General features: G+C 61.3%; 19 protein-coding genes and 1 tRNA gene. 16 read left to right on the plus strand and 4 right to left on the minus strand.

The genetic code is table 11. From position 1 onward, the window contains the following. The first annotated feature begins 262 nt into the window (after positions 1–262). Both ACP7BZ_RS12840 and ACP7BZ_RS12845 read left to right on the plus strand, forming a co-directional pair. The gene (locus ACP7BZ_RS12840) at positions 263–709 is read left to right on the plus strand and encodes an SRPBCC family protein (RefSeq protein ID WP_426113677.1); all 447 of its coding nucleotides are present in this window, start codon (positions 263–265) and stop codon (positions 707–709) included. Between the two features lie 30 nt (positions 710–739). Continuing rightward, positions 740–1,225 (plus strand): VOC family protein, encoded by a 486-nt coding sequence (locus ACP7BZ_RS12845; RefSeq protein ID WP_426113679.1) that lies wholly within the window; start codon positions 740–742, stop codon positions 1,223–1,225. Between the two features lie 206 nt (positions 1,226–1,431). Here ACP7BZ_RS12845 and ACP7BZ_RS12850 read toward each other — a convergent pair whose 3' ends face one another. Both ACP7BZ_RS12850 and ACP7BZ_RS12855 read right to left on the minus strand, forming a co-directional pair. Further along, a complete protein-coding gene (locus ACP7BZ_RS12850; protein ID WP_426113681.1) occupies positions 1,432–2,361 on the minus strand; it encodes a diguanylate cyclase domain-containing protein in 930 nt (309 codons plus the stop codon). A 537-nt stretch (positions 2,362–2,898) separates the two neighbouring features. Next, positions 2,899–3,729 carry a universal stress protein gene (locus ACP7BZ_RS12855; RefSeq protein WP_426113682.1) on the minus strand — a complete coding sequence of 277 codons (831 nt, stop codon included), beginning with the start codon at positions 3,727–3,729 and terminating at the stop codon, positions 2,899–2,901. Between the two features lie 302 nt (positions 3,730–4,031). On the opposite strand from ACP7BZ_RS12855, the gene ACP7BZ_RS12860 reads away from it, so the two are divergent. Further along, entirely contained in the window at positions 4,032–4,484 is a 453-nt protein-coding gene (locus ACP7BZ_RS12860) for an Hsp20/alpha crystallin family protein (protein ID WP_426113684.1), read from the plus strand. 84 nt (positions 4,485–4,568) lie between these two features. Beyond that, on the plus strand, positions 4,569–4,976 hold the full coding sequence (locus ACP7BZ_RS12865; RefSeq protein WP_426113686.1) for a TraR/DksA family transcriptional regulator: 408 nt from the start codon (positions 4,569–4,571) through the stop codon (positions 4,974–4,976). A 308-nt stretch (positions 4,977–5,284) separates the two neighbouring features. Here ACP7BZ_RS12865 and ACP7BZ_RS12870 read toward each other — a convergent pair whose 3' ends face one another. Next, positions 5,285–5,755: a universal stress protein gene (locus ACP7BZ_RS12870; RefSeq protein ID WP_426113688.1), complete on the minus strand. Its 471-nt coding sequence runs from the start codon at positions 5,753–5,755 to the stop codon at positions 5,285–5,287. Between the two features lie 483 nt (positions 5,756–6,238). On the opposite strand from ACP7BZ_RS12870, the gene ACP7BZ_RS12875 reads away from it, so the two are divergent. After that, positions 6,239–6,658 (plus strand): universal stress protein, encoded by a 420-nt coding sequence (locus tag ACP7BZ_RS12875; protein WP_426113690.1) that lies wholly within the window; start codon positions 6,239–6,241, stop codon positions 6,656–6,658. 390 nt (positions 6,659–7,048) lie between these two features. On the opposite strand, the gene ACP7BZ_RS12880 is transcribed toward ACP7BZ_RS12875, so the two are convergent. Beyond that, on the minus strand, positions 7,049–7,486 hold the full coding sequence (locus tag ACP7BZ_RS12880; RefSeq protein ID WP_426113692.1) for a universal stress protein: 438 nt from the start codon (positions 7,484–7,486) through the stop codon (positions 7,049–7,051). A gap of 196 nt (positions 7,487–7,682) precedes the next feature. Here ACP7BZ_RS12880 and ACP7BZ_RS12885 point away from each other — a divergent pair. The 11 genes from ACP7BZ_RS12885 to ACP7BZ_RS12935 all read left to right on the plus strand — a co-directional run bounded on the left by ACP7BZ_RS12885 (position 7,683) and on the right by ACP7BZ_RS12935 (position 14,281). After that, a tRNA-Leu gene (locus tag ACP7BZ_RS12885) sits at positions 7,683–7,769 on the plus strand. 174 nt (positions 7,770–7,943) lie between these two features. Beyond that, on the plus strand, positions 7,944–9,152 hold the full coding sequence (locus ACP7BZ_RS12890; RefSeq protein ID WP_426113693.1) for a tyrosine-type recombinase/integrase: 1,209 nt from the start codon (positions 7,944–7,946) through the stop codon (positions 9,150–9,152). Beyond that, the gene (locus ACP7BZ_RS12895; protein WP_426113695.1) at positions 9,145–9,756 is read left to right on the plus strand and encodes a hypothetical protein; all 612 of its coding nucleotides are present in this window, start codon (positions 9,145–9,147) and stop codon (positions 9,754–9,756) included. The genes ACP7BZ_RS12890 and ACP7BZ_RS12895 overlap by 8 nt, the downstream gene beginning before the upstream one ends. 130 nt (positions 9,757–9,886) lie before the next feature. After that, on the plus strand, positions 9,887–10,111 hold the full coding sequence (locus ACP7BZ_RS12900) for a helix-turn-helix transcriptional regulator (protein WP_426113697.1): 225 nt from the start codon (positions 9,887–9,889) through the stop codon (positions 10,109–10,111). Positions 10,112–10,391: 280 nt separating this feature from the next. Beyond that, positions 10,392–10,790, plus strand: coding sequence for a hypothetical protein (locus ACP7BZ_RS12905; protein WP_426113700.1), 399 nt, complete (start codon positions 10,392–10,394; stop codon positions 10,788–10,790). Then, the gene (locus ACP7BZ_RS12910; protein WP_426113702.1) at positions 10,787–11,014 is read left to right on the plus strand and encodes a hypothetical protein; all 228 of its coding nucleotides are present in this window, start codon (positions 10,787–10,789) and stop codon (positions 11,012–11,014) included. Before ACP7BZ_RS12905 ends, ACP7BZ_RS12910 begins: the two co-directional genes overlap by 4 nt. Then, positions 11,011–11,376 (plus strand): hypothetical protein, encoded by a 366-nt coding sequence (locus ACP7BZ_RS12915; RefSeq protein ID WP_426113704.1) that lies wholly within the window; start codon positions 11,011–11,013, stop codon positions 11,374–11,376. Before ACP7BZ_RS12910 ends, ACP7BZ_RS12915 begins: the two co-directional genes overlap by 4 nt. Continuing rightward, the gene (locus ACP7BZ_RS12920) at positions 11,373–11,693 is read left to right on the plus strand and encodes a hypothetical protein (RefSeq protein ID WP_426113707.1); all 321 of its coding nucleotides are present in this window, start codon (positions 11,373–11,375) and stop codon (positions 11,691–11,693) included. Before ACP7BZ_RS12915 ends, ACP7BZ_RS12920 begins: the two co-directional genes overlap by 4 nt. Next, the gene (locus ACP7BZ_RS12925) at positions 11,690–13,261 is read left to right on the plus strand and encodes a YfjI family protein (protein WP_426113709.1); all 1,572 of its coding nucleotides are present in this window, start codon (positions 11,690–11,692) and stop codon (positions 13,259–13,261) included. Before ACP7BZ_RS12920 ends, ACP7BZ_RS12925 begins: the two co-directional genes overlap by 4 nt. 2 nt (positions 13,262–13,263) lie before the next feature. Further along, on the plus strand, positions 13,264–13,767 hold the full coding sequence (locus ACP7BZ_RS12930; protein WP_426113711.1) for a hypothetical protein: 504 nt from the start codon (positions 13,264–13,266) through the stop codon (positions 13,765–13,767). Positions 13,768–13,918: 151 nt separating this feature from the next. Continuing rightward, positions 13,919–14,281, plus strand: coding sequence for a hypothetical protein (locus ACP7BZ_RS12935; RefSeq protein WP_426113713.1), 363 nt, complete (start codon positions 13,919–13,921; stop codon positions 14,279–14,281). Positions 14,282–14,380 lie beyond the last annotated feature (99 nt).

Genomic DNA, 14,380 nt, shown 5'->3' on the forward strand with positions numbered 1-14,380 from the left:
GGGGCGGTAATCGCACCGGCGCGCGCCTGTTGCGCTCGCCCCTCGCGCTTCGGCGCGCGTGACGCCACTGTGTCGTGCAAACGACATGGTGGCGTTGTGTTGTCTGCTGCAAGGGCCGCTCATGCCGGCTGGTTTTTTATCGGTAAGGTGCGCACAGGTCCGCGCCAACGGCGTAGCATCTGAGGTCGCTGGCCGTACTGGCCGCAGCAGCCAGGCAAGTGATCCTGCATGCGGCGCCATTCGTCACTGAAGGGATAAACTGATGAGCACAGGGACCATCCACCTGCACCGCGTACTGCGCGCCAGACCAGAGCGCATCTACCGCGCATTTCTCGACGCCGACGCCATGTCAAAATGGTTGCCGCCCTGCGGCTTCACCTGCAAGGTTGACCACATGGACGCCCGCGTGGGCGGCAGCTACAAGATGCTGTTTACTAATTTTTCGACCGGGCAAAGTCACTCGTTTGGCGGCGCCTACCGCGAACTGCAGCCCTACCAAAAGATTCGTTATACGGACAGCTTCGACGATCCCGCACTGCCCGGTGAGATGCAGACCACGGTAACCTTGCGGCCGGTGGCCGGCGGCACCGATGTCAGCATCGCGCAGGAAGGCGTGCCGGCCTCGATTCCCATCGAAATGTGTTACCTCGGCTGGCAGGAGTCGCTGGAACAGCTGGCCCGGCTGGTTGAGCCGGAACTGGGGCAGTAGGCCTGCAGCCGGCAGCGCCAGCAGATCATTATGCGCAGCAAGAATATGGTGTGCCTGTGGTACGACGGTGGCGCCCTCGAGGCCGCCACCTTTTACGCCAGCACCTTTGCCGACAGTGCCGTCCACGCCGTGCAGCGGGCGCCGCTCGATTACCCGTCGGGCAAGCAGGGCGACGTGCTGACGGTGGAATTTACCGTGATGGGGATACCCTGCATGGGGCTCAATGGCGGCCCCGGCTTTCCTCATAGCGTGGCGTTTTCCTTTCAGGTGGCAACCAGTGACCAGGCCGAGACGGACCGCCTGTGGGATGCCATCGTCACCAATGGTGGCGCGGAGAATGCCTGCGGCTGGTGCCGCGATCGCTGGGGCCTGTCAGGGCAGATCACGCCGCACGCGCTCAGCGATGCCATCAGCAACAGCAACCCAGCGGTGGCCCGGGCCGCGTTCGCCGCCATGATGCAGATGCGCAAAATCGACATTGCCGCCATCGAGGCGGCGGTGGCGGCGGTGCAGTGACGGTGCCGGCGCCGGTGCCGGTGCGCCCCGCAGCGGCAGAAGACGGGCGCCGCTGCGGTGGCCCAGGAGCGGAACCGCTGGGGTGGCGATGGAGCGGCGCCCCTGCTGCGGCTCAGGTGCGGCGCCACCTGCGGTGGCTAAGGAGCGGCGTCCCTGCGGTGGTTTACGCGCGGTGCCGCTGCGGTGGTGTAAGAGCGGCGCGGGGCTTACGCGGGGCGCTCCGGCGCCAGCGGCGCGCTGTTGCGCGCGCAGTTGCGCCCGCTGCGTTTGGCCGCGTACATGGCCTGGTCTGCCTTGCTGAGCAATTGTTCTGGGGAATCGCCGTCGCGCGGGAAAACGGCCACGCCCACGCTGGCCGATAACTGTACCTGGCGCTGCGCCAGCGCCACTGGCTGGTGGGCGGCGTCGATCAGGCGGCCAATCAGCGAGGCTAGCAGCAATTCATCTTGCAGCGCGGGCAGCACGGCGACAAATTCATCGCCGCCGAAGCGTGCCAGGGTGTCCGACATGCGCAGCGCCTTTTGCAGTCGCTGCGCGATGATGGCCAGCAACTGGTCGCCGGCCGCGTGGCCGAGTTCGTCGTTGATGGCCTTAAAGCCGTCCAGATCGATGAATGCCGCCGCTACTTGGCCGCCGTCGGCCCGGGCGCGGGCGATGGCGCGGCTCAGGCGCTCGTGCAACAGCAGGCGGTTGGGCAAACCCGTGAGTGCGTCAAAATTGCTGCGCTGTTCCAGCAGCTGGCGCTGTTGACTGGCAGTGGTGATGTCGGCGAATACGGCGACGTAGTGATGGGGCTGGCCCGCAGCATCGGGGACGGTACTGATGCTGATCCGCTCAGCGTAATCGCTACCATCCTTGCGGCGGTTCCATGCCTCGCCCTGCCAGTGACCGTCGCGCATGATGGCATCCCACATGGCGCGATAAAACGCCGGCCCCTGGCGTCCCGACTTGAGCAGGCGCGGATTGTGGCCTAGCACTTCATCCGCGCGATAACCGGTGATGGCGCTGAAGGCGTCGTTGACCGCCAGAATGTTACCGTCGAGGCTGGTAATCATGATGCCGTCGCGGCTGTAATAGAAAACTGAGGCGGCCAGGGCTTGCATGGCGTCGGCATCGACGGCAGGGGAGACTGGCAAGGCTGAAGGAGCCTGAACCGCGTGGTGCGAGTTTGTGGACATGACCGGACACGGGCACCGTCAATGGGCGAAGCCTCCATCATAGCGAGGCAGGTCAGTGGCGTCGAGACGATGGCGCGCCGGTGCAAAGGGGTTTATGCCCATTTTGAGGTAGATCAAATTGGCCATGTAAATGCGCGCAGCGATCATCGTTTTTGTCCGGGCGTCTTGCTCAAACGGGATGCCAAGCGTTGGCAATTTTGATGTGCCTCACCCGGTTTTACAGCGCCGGTCGAGCGCCGATCAATATATTGGCTGGCCCCCCAGCCGTCGAGCAGTCAGCCCGTGGATTGTTGCGCGGCTAGTGCCAACAGCCGGGCCGGCAGCTGCAGACCCGCAGTACCTCCGTCGCCAACGATGCGATGCAGACGCTGGCCCGCTCGCGCGGCTTGATGCTGGCGTGCTGAAGATGGCATGGCGTTATTGCAGCTGCCACTGGCGACAGCGCCACCTGCCTGCATTGGCATACACCGACACTCCCGGCCCTGTGCTGCCGTACTAATGGGACATCAGCACCGGTGCCGTCATACTTTCCAGAATCGTCTCGGTGACGCCACCGAGCATGATTTCGCGGAAGCGCGAGTGGCCGTAGGCGCCCATGACGATGAGATCGGCTTGCAGATCGGCGGCCGCGGATAGCAGTTGCTCGCCAGCGCGGATTGGCGTGGTGCTGGCGCGCACGGTACAGCGCACGCCATGGCGCGCCAGGTACAAGGCCAGGTCGGCACCGGGTTCGTGGCCGGCGGCGGGCGCCGGGTTAAACACCACCACCGAAATCAGGGCGGCGCGGCGCAACAGGGGCAGGGCGTTGAACACCGCATGGGTTGCCTCGAGGCCGCCGTCCCACGCCAGCAAGATCTTGCTGCCAACGGTGGGAAAACTGGCGGCGTAGGGCAGGATTAGCACGGGGCGGCCGCCATCGAGCACGACCTGTTCTGGCAGCGCGCCGACCAGGTGGCTGGAGGCTGGTTCGTCGAGGTCGGTCTGGCTCAATACCATCAGATCGGCATAGCGTGCCTGCAAGGCCAGGCCGCCGGCCGGATCGTCTTCCATCAGGCGGCGCTCGACGCTGGCGACACCTGCGCTGGCGGCGATGGCCTCGAAGCGCGCCAGCGCTGCTTCGTTGCGTTGGGCAATGGCACTCGCTTCAGACGGCGCCAGCATGGCCAGCTCGAGCGTCACTTCGCGGCCCGCATAGCGCGACACGCCAGAAAAAGCGCTGCCGATCAGGTGGCTGTCGAACTGCACTGCCAGCTGCGCTGCATGGCGCATGCGCGCCTCGGCGTGGCGCGAGGAATCGACATGGACGACGATGGTCTTATAGGACATTTTTCGGCTCGCTGTGGATTGGGTAGCACCAGCGTACGGCGGCGCGCGCGCGCGGTCCAGCGCTAGCTGGCGCTGGGCGGTGCTAGTTTTGGCATTTTTGAGGCAGATCAAAAGTCGCCAGCCTTCCTTTCAAGCGGCCTCAACACAGCCATCGCGCCGCTTGCCGCCGTCCTGGCGCACACTTGATCTAGCGCATACCGTGCGGTGATTCAGGGCGGGTAGGATATATACAAGCAGACCGGCCGTCTTCGATGATCCTGGCCTGCGCCCAATGTTTCTGCACTCACCGATGGAGACTCACCATGGCCCACTCTCAATCATTGACGCGCTTCGATCCCATTGCACGCATGCTCAGCGCCGACCCTTTTCGCAATATCGATGACTTTTTTACTTCCATGCGCATGCCCGCGCTGTTCAGCGGGGCCGAACTCACCCCGCTGATCCGCATGGACGTGACTGAATCGGAACAGTCGTACAAGGTCACGGCTGACCTGCCTGGCGTCAAGAAGGATGACATCAAGGTCAACATCAATGGCAACCAGGTATCCATTTCCGCGCAGACGGAAAGCCGCACCGAGCAGGCCAGCGCCAACCTGCTGTGCGCCGAACGTTCGGTGGGGCAATACTATCGCAGTTTCACGCTACCGCAGGCGGTCGACGATAGCCAGGCGCAGGCGCAATTGAATGACGGCGTGCTCGAGCTGACCCTGCCCAAAAAATCGGCTGGCAGCACCAAATCGCTGACCATCCAATGAGGGCGCCTTTGCCGCAGCAGGGCTGCCTGCGATGTCATCTACAGCGCGGTGTTCGGTGCGGCTTTAATGGGAGCAAGCACCGGCATGCGTAAGCTGACATCGGCTGATCTCACTGAAATCGAAGAGCGCTTGCGTGGCATGCGTATCGCGCTGCTCGAAGCGGTGCGCGAGAGGCGGGCGCAGGGTGGCGGGCAGATGCACTGTGCTGGCAGTGTTCAGCGTGCGCCGCCGGGAGCCCTCAGTGCCGCCTTCGGCGACGTCAATGCCGCCTTTAACGACGCCTTGACCCAAGATGAGATCGCCATGCTGCAACACGAACTCGAAGAGCTGCGCGCGATTGACGACGCGCTCAAGCGGATTGAATTTGGCGTCGGTGGCCTGTGCACCCATTGTGGCGTGCAAATCCCTCTGGGACGCCTGCGGGCCGTGCCTGCAGCGGCCACCTGCATTGCGTGCGCTGCGCTGGTGCAGCGTGAGAGTCGATCCGGCTAGTCCGGCGCCGCAGCTGGCGTCGCTGTTGGCTTAGTTGATCGTTCAGTCGCTAGTTCAGTTGCCAGCGCAGTTGTTGGCGCAGTTGTTGGCGCAGTTGTTCGCTCAGCTGCTAGCTCGGTTGCTCGCTTCGCTGCTGTTCTTGTTGCTGGCTTGCTTGCTGGCTTGGTTGCTGGCCTACTTACTGCCTTAGTTGCTTGCTCCACAGTCAGTCGCGCTGCTGCCACCGCTGACTGTGATCGCTGCAAGTCGACTTTACGGGGGGCAACGGCAAGGCGAATGCGGACGCTGTAGCGGCTGTTCTCGCCCCCTTACGGTTGTTCGTCGGCGGCTGATGGCACTCCTGGGTGCAGCACCAATACGGGGATCGTTGATTCTGCCACCATTTTTTGCGTTTGACTGCCTGCCAGCAGGCGGCTCAGGCCGTGTCGGCCGTGCGAGGCCATGACGACCACGTCGCATTGCTGCGTGCGCGCAGTGTCGGTCAACGCTGTGTGCACCGAGTGTGATAGCACCGTGATGGCCCTGCATGGCACGCCAGCCGCTGTGGCCGCGGCGCACACGCGCTCCGCATGGACACGGGCGGCATCGACCGCCAGGCGTGTTTCGCCCACCACATCGATGGTCAGGGCTGCCTCCGACGGTGGCATCACCAGCGCCGGCTGGGCGACGGCGACGGCGACAAGTTCGCTGTGCCACTGGCGCGCCAGATCAATCGCCAGCGGTATTACCAGGTCGGACAGGGGTGAGCCATCAGTGGGCAGGAGGATGCGTTGATACATGGTGTATTCCTTGGTGGTGCGCCGGCACGGCCGGCATTTTTTGCCGTGCCGAGCGCAATTAATTATGCTGCGGTGAGCGCTAGCGCGACGCTGCCGTCACAGCGAAGCGCGCGGATCATGTCGCACGAATTGTCGAAGTGCGTGCTGCAGAACCTCATGGCCAACTGATGCTGTGAACCAGGATGCGGATTACTGCGATGACAGACGGTGATGGCGCTGCCGTCTTAACATACCATTGCGCATGCCACTGTGCCGCCCGCGCAGCGACGATGGATGCCAGTGTTGCCGTGTTGAAGTCCATCTCACTTGATGCACCTCAATTATTTGCTAAGCGCTCCCCTTCATCCTTTGCCTGCAGGGCTTGCGCGATGATGAAAGCATGCTTGTTCGGCACGCGGAACGCGCTCTTCCTCGCTTCTCTTGTATCGTATCCCCTGGTAGTTCACCTTTGTAGTCTAATCAATCCAACCAAACGGCGGCGCCATGTTCAAACACATCCTGATGCCTGTGGACGGCACCCTCACCATGTTGCCGGGGGTGCGCCGCTGCCTGCGCATGGCGCTCGAGATGGCTGCACGGGTGGAGGCCATCCACGTGGTGGCTCCGGCGGGCAGCAACGCTGCTGTCGACGCTCGTAGCGGCGCGGGCACCGCCCACACCCGCGCCGCGCAGATCATGCAGCTGGTCGAGCGCGAGGCCCGCGAGCAGGGTGTGGCATGCACGACGGCGATTATCGAAGGGGCCATGCCGTGGCAGGAAATTGTCGCCGCCGCGCGCGCTGGCGGTGCCGACCTGATCTGTATGAGTTCGCACGGTCGCAGCGCGCCGTCCGGCGCAGCCCTCGGAAGCCAGACGGCGCAGGTACTCCTGCATGCGCCGGTCGCGGTGCTGGTATTGCGTTGAGTTTGCCTGGCGACGCAGGCTGGGCTGCACTGCGCCGCCCGCGCAGCGGCCCGTTCGGGCCGGGCGGCATGCGCTTAGCATGATCGCTGCCGGTGCCGGCGCGCCTGTTGAGAGGCCCACCTGCGGCAGCCTTGAAAGGCAAGCTCGAAGAAACGACCTCAAATAAACGACCTCAAATAAACGACTTCAAATAAACGACTTCAATTAAACGACTTCAATTAAACGACCTCAAACAAACGACCTCAAACAAACGACCTGAAACAAACGGCCCTGCAAGGTACTGCGTCGCCTGCGGTCGACATTGCTCGCCACTGCCAACGAGCGCGTGTCCTCACATTGATTGCGAGGGGCGCCCGATGGGCGCGCGAGCAGCACCATGCCAGCAGAATTTCAACGGTAGACCAACACCGGAATGGTGCTGTTGACGAGCACCTTTTGGGTCTCGCTCCCCAGCAGCAGCCCCTTCCACCCCTTGCGTCCGTGCGAGGCCATCACCACAAGGTCGCACGCGTGCGCATGGGCGGTGTCGATGATGGCTTGCCACGGGTCGTCCGAGGTGCCGGTCTCGACTGTGCTGCTGACGCCGGCGTCGGCAGCGGCCTTGCTGACAAAGGCCAGGTCGTCGTCGGCGCGGGCCTGGGCGCTCTGGCGAAAGCGCTCTGCGGTGTCTTCCAGCATGTCAGGATCGAGCGACACGGTGTGAAAGCGGGGCATCACGCTCAGGCCGATAACTTCTGCGCCCAGTTTGCTGGCCAAGGTCATACCGGCGAGCACCGCCTGCTGCGATAGCTCGGAACCGTCAGTGGGAATGAGGATGCGGGTGAACATGGTGCACTCCATTTCAAGAGTCAGGTTTTAGTCTGGCTGCCTGTTCGCAGTGCTCGTTGAGCTGTCTCAAACGAATGCCTGCCGCTGACGATCCACTCTTGCTGAGTGTGCTTGCGGCCGGCCCCGAACCAGCGTTGCGGGTCGACCTTCCCGGGGTGGTATCGACGTTGTCGCTTGTGCTAAACTACGGCCCGCTGCCCGGATGGTGAAACTGGTAGACACCCGAGACTTAAAATCTCGTGCCAGTAATGGCGTGCCGGTTCGATTCCGGCTCCGGGCACCAATAGACAGTGTTATAGAGCAGCATGCAGTATCAAAACCCGCCTCTGTCATAGGAGAGCGGGTTTTTTGTTGTGTTAAGCTGTGGCACTGAACATCACCGAAGGTTAGCGATTTCACGGTACTTCTGACGGTACTTTGATTTAGCGCCATTTTGATACCGTCACCGGAGTAGGCCATGCCGCTCAACGCAACGTTTGTCGACAAGGTAAAGCCGGGGCCGGCCGCCGCCGGCGACAAGCACGCGGACGGTGGCGGCCTCTACCTGCTGGTCAAGCAGTCGATCAAGAGTGTCAGCAAGTACTGGCGTCTTGATTATCGTTTTGATGGGAAGCGCAAGACCCTGGCGCTGGGCGTCTACCCAACGGTATCGCTAGCCAAGGCACGCAAACGGCGCGAGGACGCGCGCGAACTACTGGACGAGGGTATTGACCCTGCCGAGGCGAAAGCGTCTGAGAAGCTCAGTAAGGCCCGTGATGCGAACAGCACGTTTGAGATGGTCGCGCGGACCTGGCTTGCGAAGACGTCGACCACGCGCGTTGCAAGCACACAGGAGAAAAACACGACCTGGCTTGAGCGAAATATCTTTCCGGAGATTGGCCCAATGCCGATTGCTGCCATCGGCCCCCGCGACGTGCTGGCCGCTCTGGCAAAAATTGAGGCCCGCGGCGCGATTGAGTCGGCCCACAAAATAAAGCAGCTCTGTGGCCAGGTATTCCGATTTGCCGTGGCCACCGGCCAGGCCGAGCGGGACGTAACGGCCGATCTTCGCGGCGCCCTCGCTGCGATTCCGCGCACCCACTACGCTGCCATCACTGAGCCCAGCGCCGCCGGCGCCCTGATGCGTGCCATTCATGCCTATGCAGGCCATCCGTTCGCAGTTGCGGCCTTAAAGCTGTCTCCACTGGTATTCGTGCGCCCGGGCGAGCTCCGTTCGGCTGAGTGGTGCGAGATCGACCTGGCGGCGGCAGAGTGGCGGATACCCGGCGTGAAGATGAAGATGAAAGCCGATCACCTGGTGCCGCTGTCGCGCCAGGCGGTGGCCGTGTTCCGCGAAATGGACGCGGTGACTGGTGGCGGCAAGTACGTTTTTCCCAGCATCCGGACCGCCGACCGGTGCATGAGCGAGAACACAGTCAACGCCGCCATTCGCAACCTTGGCTACACCAAAGAACAGATGACCGCGCACGGCTTTCGCGCCATGGCTAGGACGATTATGGACGAGGTGCTGGGCGAGCGGGTCGACCTAATTGAACACCAGCTGGCGCACCAGGTGAAAGATGTGAACGGGCGCGCTTACAACCGGATGGCGCACCTGCCGGCCCGGCGCGAAATGATGCAGCGGTGGGCAGATTACCTAGACGAATTGATGCTAAATAATGAGTGACGAAATTGTAAACTTTCCTGCTGGCACGCTGGCTGACGAATCGAAGATGGACAAACTTCGCGGTAGATTTTCGGCGGAATTTTTGAATGATCTTACCGAGCGGATCATAACTGGTTTAGGAGGCGGCGTTGAAGAACGCTTCCGTGTCGAGATTGCGAAAGTGAGGGCGGCTAATCACGATCCAATTTTCATGGAGATCCTCATGGCACGTAAAAACATGCTCCTTGATGATGCAATCCGACATATTGGAAAAATGGTAGAGGTTAGCGAAGCGGACGATGGTGAAATTGATCGCCTGAAAGCTGGGGTTCGGCTCTTGGATCAGTTGCTTGAGTATCATGATGAAAAGTCGTCTGCAGTCGCAAAGTCGGGCGGCGATGGGCGAGCAGCCAAAATAAAGGCACTCGAGGATGAAACAATACGTCTTTATAAATTAGGGCCAGACGGCGATGCGTGGCCTACCGGCAAAAGTCATGCCCCGACTGCTGCACTCGAAATCACGCCAAAGGTTGTAGCATTTTCAAAAGGACGTGGGAACCTCTTGCGCACCACAACAAAACCCCTGGAATGGATTAGGGCGCATCTGAAAGCGGTTAAAAAATAACCCCAGCTAAGCACAAGCCGCTCTCTGCAAAGCATAAGTACCGGCCAACTTAGTTGCCGACCTAGCGTAGAAAATTCTTCCGATAAATGATGAGCCCATCGCACTATGCCGTGCCATTAAGGGGTGAATCATGTCACAAAGAGTTATCCGCATCAGCGAGCTGGCCACGACGCCAGCCACCACCACAAAGCCTGCAAAAAAGGGCAAACTTCCCGTCAGTCCAGCGACCATCTGGCGCTGGGTTCGCGAAGGTAAATTTCCAAAACCGTTCAAGCTGGGCGAGTCCGTCACGGTCTGGGACGCTGCCGAGGTGGACGCCTTCATTGCCGGCCGCTCCCAGCAGGCAGCCCAGTGAGCGCCGCGATTCGCGTGCGACGCGATGATACGAAAAAACGCTTGACGTTCCTCAATGGATGGCCCGATACTAGTTTTCCGGTGCTCAAAACACCACGTACAGCGGCAAAGTCACCCCGAAAGTCAGTGGCATTTTTTACGTCTATTGGTTTTGCTCCAATGGGCGGGAGTGCGGCTAATAAAAGACCCGTAAGGGAAATATGCCCGCCGCCTGTACGCGGTTTTGAGCTCCTGCCCACCTGTCTCAAAAACAGGCCCGTCTCACGTACAGGAGCAAGACAATGACCAAGCACGCCCAAGGTACGCTCGTACCTTCCCCGGCCCCACACCAGCAAGAACAACTCTCAGCACAACGCAAAGCGAACGACGCCGCCGCTTGCGCCGTCATGCTCGACATCATGAGCCCAGCCTGGCCCCCATCCGCCGGCGGCGCCCAGGTGGCCACCAGTGCACTTTCGGTTGACCAGCTCATGCAAGCCGCGTTCTTCAACGGCCGCACCCCGCGCAGCGGCGAGTACAAAGCCGGCACCCGCGCAGTTCTCGAAAATCGCATCGAGCGGAAAGACATCATCCCGCCGTACCAGGCCGGCACCACCGAGGCCGATGCCTACTTTTCCGGCATCGAAGAGGGCAAGTCCATCTGGCGCGCAGCTGTCGCCAAGATCGGCGGCCAAGCATGATGACCCCAATTAAGTCCATATTGGTCGACACCGTTACAGCTTCTGACTTGGCGGACGACATCATCAACGCGGTCGAGATACTGGGCGATCTGCTCAACCTTGCATTACGTGAATGCATCAATTCTGATGATGCTGGCAATGCAGAGTCAGCCATTCGCGCTGCGCGGCGCTACGCCGAAGACGTGCATGCGATCGCAACTGGCCTCGTACGAGGTGCAGCATGAGCGCGCGCAACCCTGAATTTAAAAATGTCGACCGTCCGGCCTACGAACTGCCGGCGCTATTGCAACGACTCGGCACCGTCTCATTCCACGCAGCGCATACGGCTGAACAACGACAAATCGCGGAGGCGGCACGCGACCATGCGCAAAATCTGCAGAGCAATATCGCAGCTGGTATTGATTCTATTGGCCATTTGCTTTATTCGTCCGCCCTCGGCGATACGCCTCCTAACGCTGACCGGCTCCAGCACATCGGCCTTTTAATCTCACACCTCGCCGTGCAGCTGGAGCACTCAATTGATGCGGCCGGCGAGATGGACATGTTCCTTGACTGGAAGACAGAAAAAAATGGGGCCGCTAAATGACGAACCCACTCCATGTGCTTGAGACGATGGCCGATGCTGGCATGCAGCCGGTGCGCCGCGAGGTATGGCTAGGCCTGGGCTTCCGGCCACCGAAGCGCAACGCGATCGAGCTTGATCCGGCGCGTCTGCCCAGCTTTACCGAGTGCTGGCCGGTGGTTGGTCTGGACGTCATCCTGGTCTACCACGGCAACGCCACGCGTTACGGGACCTTGCGTGACCTAAGCCATCGCCTGTACGGCGCCAGCCCGCGCCGCCTGCAGTTGATTGACCTCGATGCTGGGCGTATTGCTTTCCTTAAATTGATGGGGGTTTCATGAATGCAATGACCGATGTAAAAAAATTCGCTGGCGAGCCGGCAGCACCAGACCTGGAAACAACAAGGAAATTTGTGAAGGAATCAGTAGCCAAGGCTGCAAAGGCGGCCTGGCCACCACTTGAACCCCTCGCCAGGACATCGGAACCGGTGCCGTACCCGGCGGAAGCATTGCCCGCCGTGCTGCTGGCGGCCGTGCGGGAGGTGCAGAGCTTCACCAAGGCACCGGAGGCGATGGTGGCATGCTCTGCTCTGGCAACGCTCAGTTTGGCCGCCCAGGCCCACTACGATGTTTCGAGGGCGGAACGACTGACGGGTCCGGTGAGCCTATATTTTCTGGTCATCGCGGAAAGCGGCGAGCGGAAGTCCACTTGCGACGGTTTGCTTAGCCGGGTGCTGCACGATTACGAGACACAGCAGCAACACGATGCAAGGGTCGAAGTCAAATGCTACGAGGCCGATCATTCAGCGTGGGAGGCCATCCGGTCCGGCATTCTCGAATCAATCAAGCAAGCGGCCAAGAGCGCCAAGGACACCAGTCAATCGGAACTGGCGCTGCGAAGGCATGAGGAAATGAAGCCGGCGCCGCCGCGCGTGCCGCGGCTGATCTACAGCGACTTCACGCCGGAGGCCCTGACCTACTCCCTTTCCACAAAATGGCCGTCTGGCGCCGTGATCTCGTCGGAGGCTGGCTCCGTTTTTGGTAGTCACGGAATGGGTAAGGACTCGCAGTTGCGCACTCTGGCCATCCTGAATCAGTTATGGGATGCCTCGAAACTGACGTTCGACCGACGCGGCGAATCGTATGTCGTCGACGGTGCCAGGCTCACGATGTCGCTGCAGGTGCAGGAGTCAGCGCTGATGGACTTCATCGGCCGCACGGGCACGCTGGCGCGCGGCACCGGCTTCCTTGCAAGGTTCCTTGTCGCCAGGCCTCAATCGACGCAGGGAACGCGCCTTTTCACTGAGCCACCTTCGAACATGCCGGCGCTGGCCCAATTCCACGATCGCATTTTGGGTATCTTGGAAGCGCCGGTACCGATCAATGAGCGCGGTGGGCTGGAGCCGCAAATGCTGGCGCTGGCGCCGGAGGCAAAGGCCGCTTGGGTACGGTTCCATGATGAGATCGAGCGTGGGCTGGGCAAAGGCGGCGAGCTGCAGGACGTGCGCGATGTGGCCAGCAAGATCGCCGACAACGCCGCCCGGCTGGCCGCGCTGTTCCATGTAATCGACGCGGGGATCGGCGCCATCTCGGCCGAACACTTCGAGTCCGCCAGCATCGTAACAGCGTGGCACCTGAACGAGGCGCTGCGATTCTTCGGCGAGCTTTCGTTGCCGAGCGGTCTGGCAGATGCCGGCATGCTGGAGGACTGGCTGCTGAACTACTGCAAGATGAACGCCACCGATACCGTCTCGACGCGCACGGTCGCGCAGTATGGCCCCTCCCGGCTACGCGACAAGACCAGCCTGACCGCCGCTGTCGACGAGCTTATCGGGCACGGCCGCGCAGTCCTGATCACCGCCGGCCGCAAGCGTGAAATTCAAATTAATCCTGAACTTCTGGGGGGCTGATCATGGCACTGGCAGATTTGATGAAAAAAGGATTTATCACCTCTGCTACTGCTACTTTGGCTACAGTTGATGCGAAATCCAATGTAAACGCGCCATCTGTAGCGGCAGTAGCGAAAGTAGCAGCAATCGAAGATCAAATACGGAGAGCCGCATTTTCACCTGTAGCAGTTGTAGCGGTAGCAGGCAGGCATATACAAAATCCAGCCTCCGAGGATTGGCGCGAAAAACTGGTCTCTGAATTTATGGAGGTGGACGGCTTGACCCGTCAGCAGGCGCAGGCCATGGCCGCCATATCGGTGCGACCTCGCACGCCGGCGGAGTGGGTCGAGATGTTTGCCGACCTGGATGCCCTGATCAACGCCTACTGCAGCAGCACCATGGTTAGTGACGAAGCGCGGCAGCACATGCGCGCTTCAAGCTACTCGCGGAGCTTGGCCAGCATCCCCCACGCCATCGACTGGTTTCGATCGCAACTGCGAGCCCTGGAAGCCGACCGCACCGGGTAAATGAGCACGCGGCGTGCACGTAGCGTGTACGCCGCGTAGTACCAACACTCCACGCACCGAGCACGAATCGTGCGCACATCATTCAATCTAAATTGCCCTGGTCCTTGGCGGGCAGTCGTACGCGCGCCGCCAGCGCTAGGCAGGAGAAACCATGAACCGCAACAACCGTCTGTACACCATCGACGCCAATGGAGAAAAGCACTTCACCGCGGCCGGCCTGCTGCTCCAATTCTGGGTACTGTCGGAGGGCTCTGGCCCGGCCCTATCTGACGACGAGCGGCGGCATGCCCGTTACGTGGTCGACAGCGTAATCGATACCTGGCACGACGCCGGGGCCATGCCAGCGTCTCATGGAAGCCTTCCGCGACGCCTCCCTAGTGGCATCCCAGCCAGTCAGATGAACGACGGCCAATTGATGCAGGTAATCGACACGATCGAGGAGGCCTGCGCTGCAGTTGGCGCCGCGCTGGTGTTCGAGATCATCTACCCGCTTCATTCGGCGTCGGCTCACTAGCACCACACCATGAGCCTGCAATCCGAAGTCATCCTGCAGATCATCGCCGAGGTCGACCGCATCGACGCCCACGACCATGCGAAGCACTCGCTCAAGCGT

The sequence above is a fragment of the Massilia sp. PWRC2 genome (genome assembly GCF_049896725.1).
Lineage (GTDB): Bacteria > Pseudomonadota > Gammaproteobacteria > Burkholderiales > Burkholderiaceae_D > JAFCUW01.

Coding starts and splice junctions, on each gene's coding strand:
- ACP7BZ_RS12840 (WP_426113677.1), top strand. CDS start 263: ATGAGCACAGGGACCATCCACCTGCACCGCGTACTGCGCGCCAGACCA.
- ACP7BZ_RS12845 (WP_426113679.1), top strand. CDS start 740: ATGCGCAGCAAGAATATGGTGTGCCTGTGGTACGACGGTGGCGCCCTC.
- ACP7BZ_RS12855 (WP_426113682.1), bottom strand. CDS start 3,729: ATGTCCTATAAGACCATCGTCGTCCATGTCGATTCCTCGCGCCACGCC.
- ACP7BZ_RS12860 (WP_426113684.1), top strand. CDS start 4,032: ATGGCCCACTCTCAATCATTGACGCGCTTCGATCCCATTGCACGCATG.
- ACP7BZ_RS12865 (WP_426113686.1), top strand. CDS start 4,569: ATGCGTAAGCTGACATCGGCTGATCTCACTGAAATCGAAGAGCGCTTG.
- ACP7BZ_RS12870 (WP_426113688.1), bottom strand. CDS start 5,755: ATGTATCAACGCATCCTCCTGCCCACTGATGGCTCACCCCTGTCCGAC.
- ACP7BZ_RS12875 (WP_426113690.1), top strand. CDS start 6,239: ATGTTCAAACACATCCTGATGCCTGTGGACGGCACCCTCACCATGTTG.
- ACP7BZ_RS12880 (WP_426113692.1), bottom strand. CDS start 7,486: ATGTTCACCCGCATCCTCATTCCCACTGACGGTTCCGAGCTATCGCAG.
- ACP7BZ_RS12890 (WP_426113693.1), top strand. CDS start 7,944: ATGCCGCTCAACGCAACGTTTGTCGACAAGGTAAAGCCGGGGCCGGCC.
- ACP7BZ_RS12895 (WP_426113695.1), top strand. CDS start 9,145: ATGAGTGACGAAATTGTAAACTTTCCTGCTGGCACGCTGGCTGACGAA.
- ACP7BZ_RS12900 (WP_426113697.1), top strand. CDS start 9,887: ATGTCACAAAGAGTTATCCGCATCAGCGAGCTGGCCACGACGCCAGCC.
- ACP7BZ_RS12905 (WP_426113700.1), top strand. CDS start 10,392: ATGACCAAGCACGCCCAAGGTACGCTCGTACCTTCCCCGGCCCCACAC.
- ACP7BZ_RS12910 (WP_426113702.1), top strand. CDS start 10,787: ATGATGACCCCAATTAAGTCCATATTGGTCGACACCGTTACAGCTTCT.
- ACP7BZ_RS12915 (WP_426113704.1), top strand. CDS start 11,011: ATGAGCGCGCGCAACCCTGAATTTAAAAATGTCGACCGTCCGGCCTAC.
- ACP7BZ_RS12920 (WP_426113707.1), top strand. CDS start 11,373: ATGACGAACCCACTCCATGTGCTTGAGACGATGGCCGATGCTGGCATG.
- ACP7BZ_RS12925 (WP_426113709.1), top strand. CDS start 11,690: ATGAATGCAATGACCGATGTAAAAAAATTCGCTGGCGAGCCGGCAGCA.
- ACP7BZ_RS12930 (WP_426113711.1), top strand. CDS start 13,264: ATGGCACTGGCAGATTTGATGAAAAAAGGATTTATCACCTCTGCTACT.
- ACP7BZ_RS12935 (WP_426113713.1), top strand. CDS start 13,919: ATGAACCGCAACAACCGTCTGTACACCATCGACGCCAATGGAGAAAAG.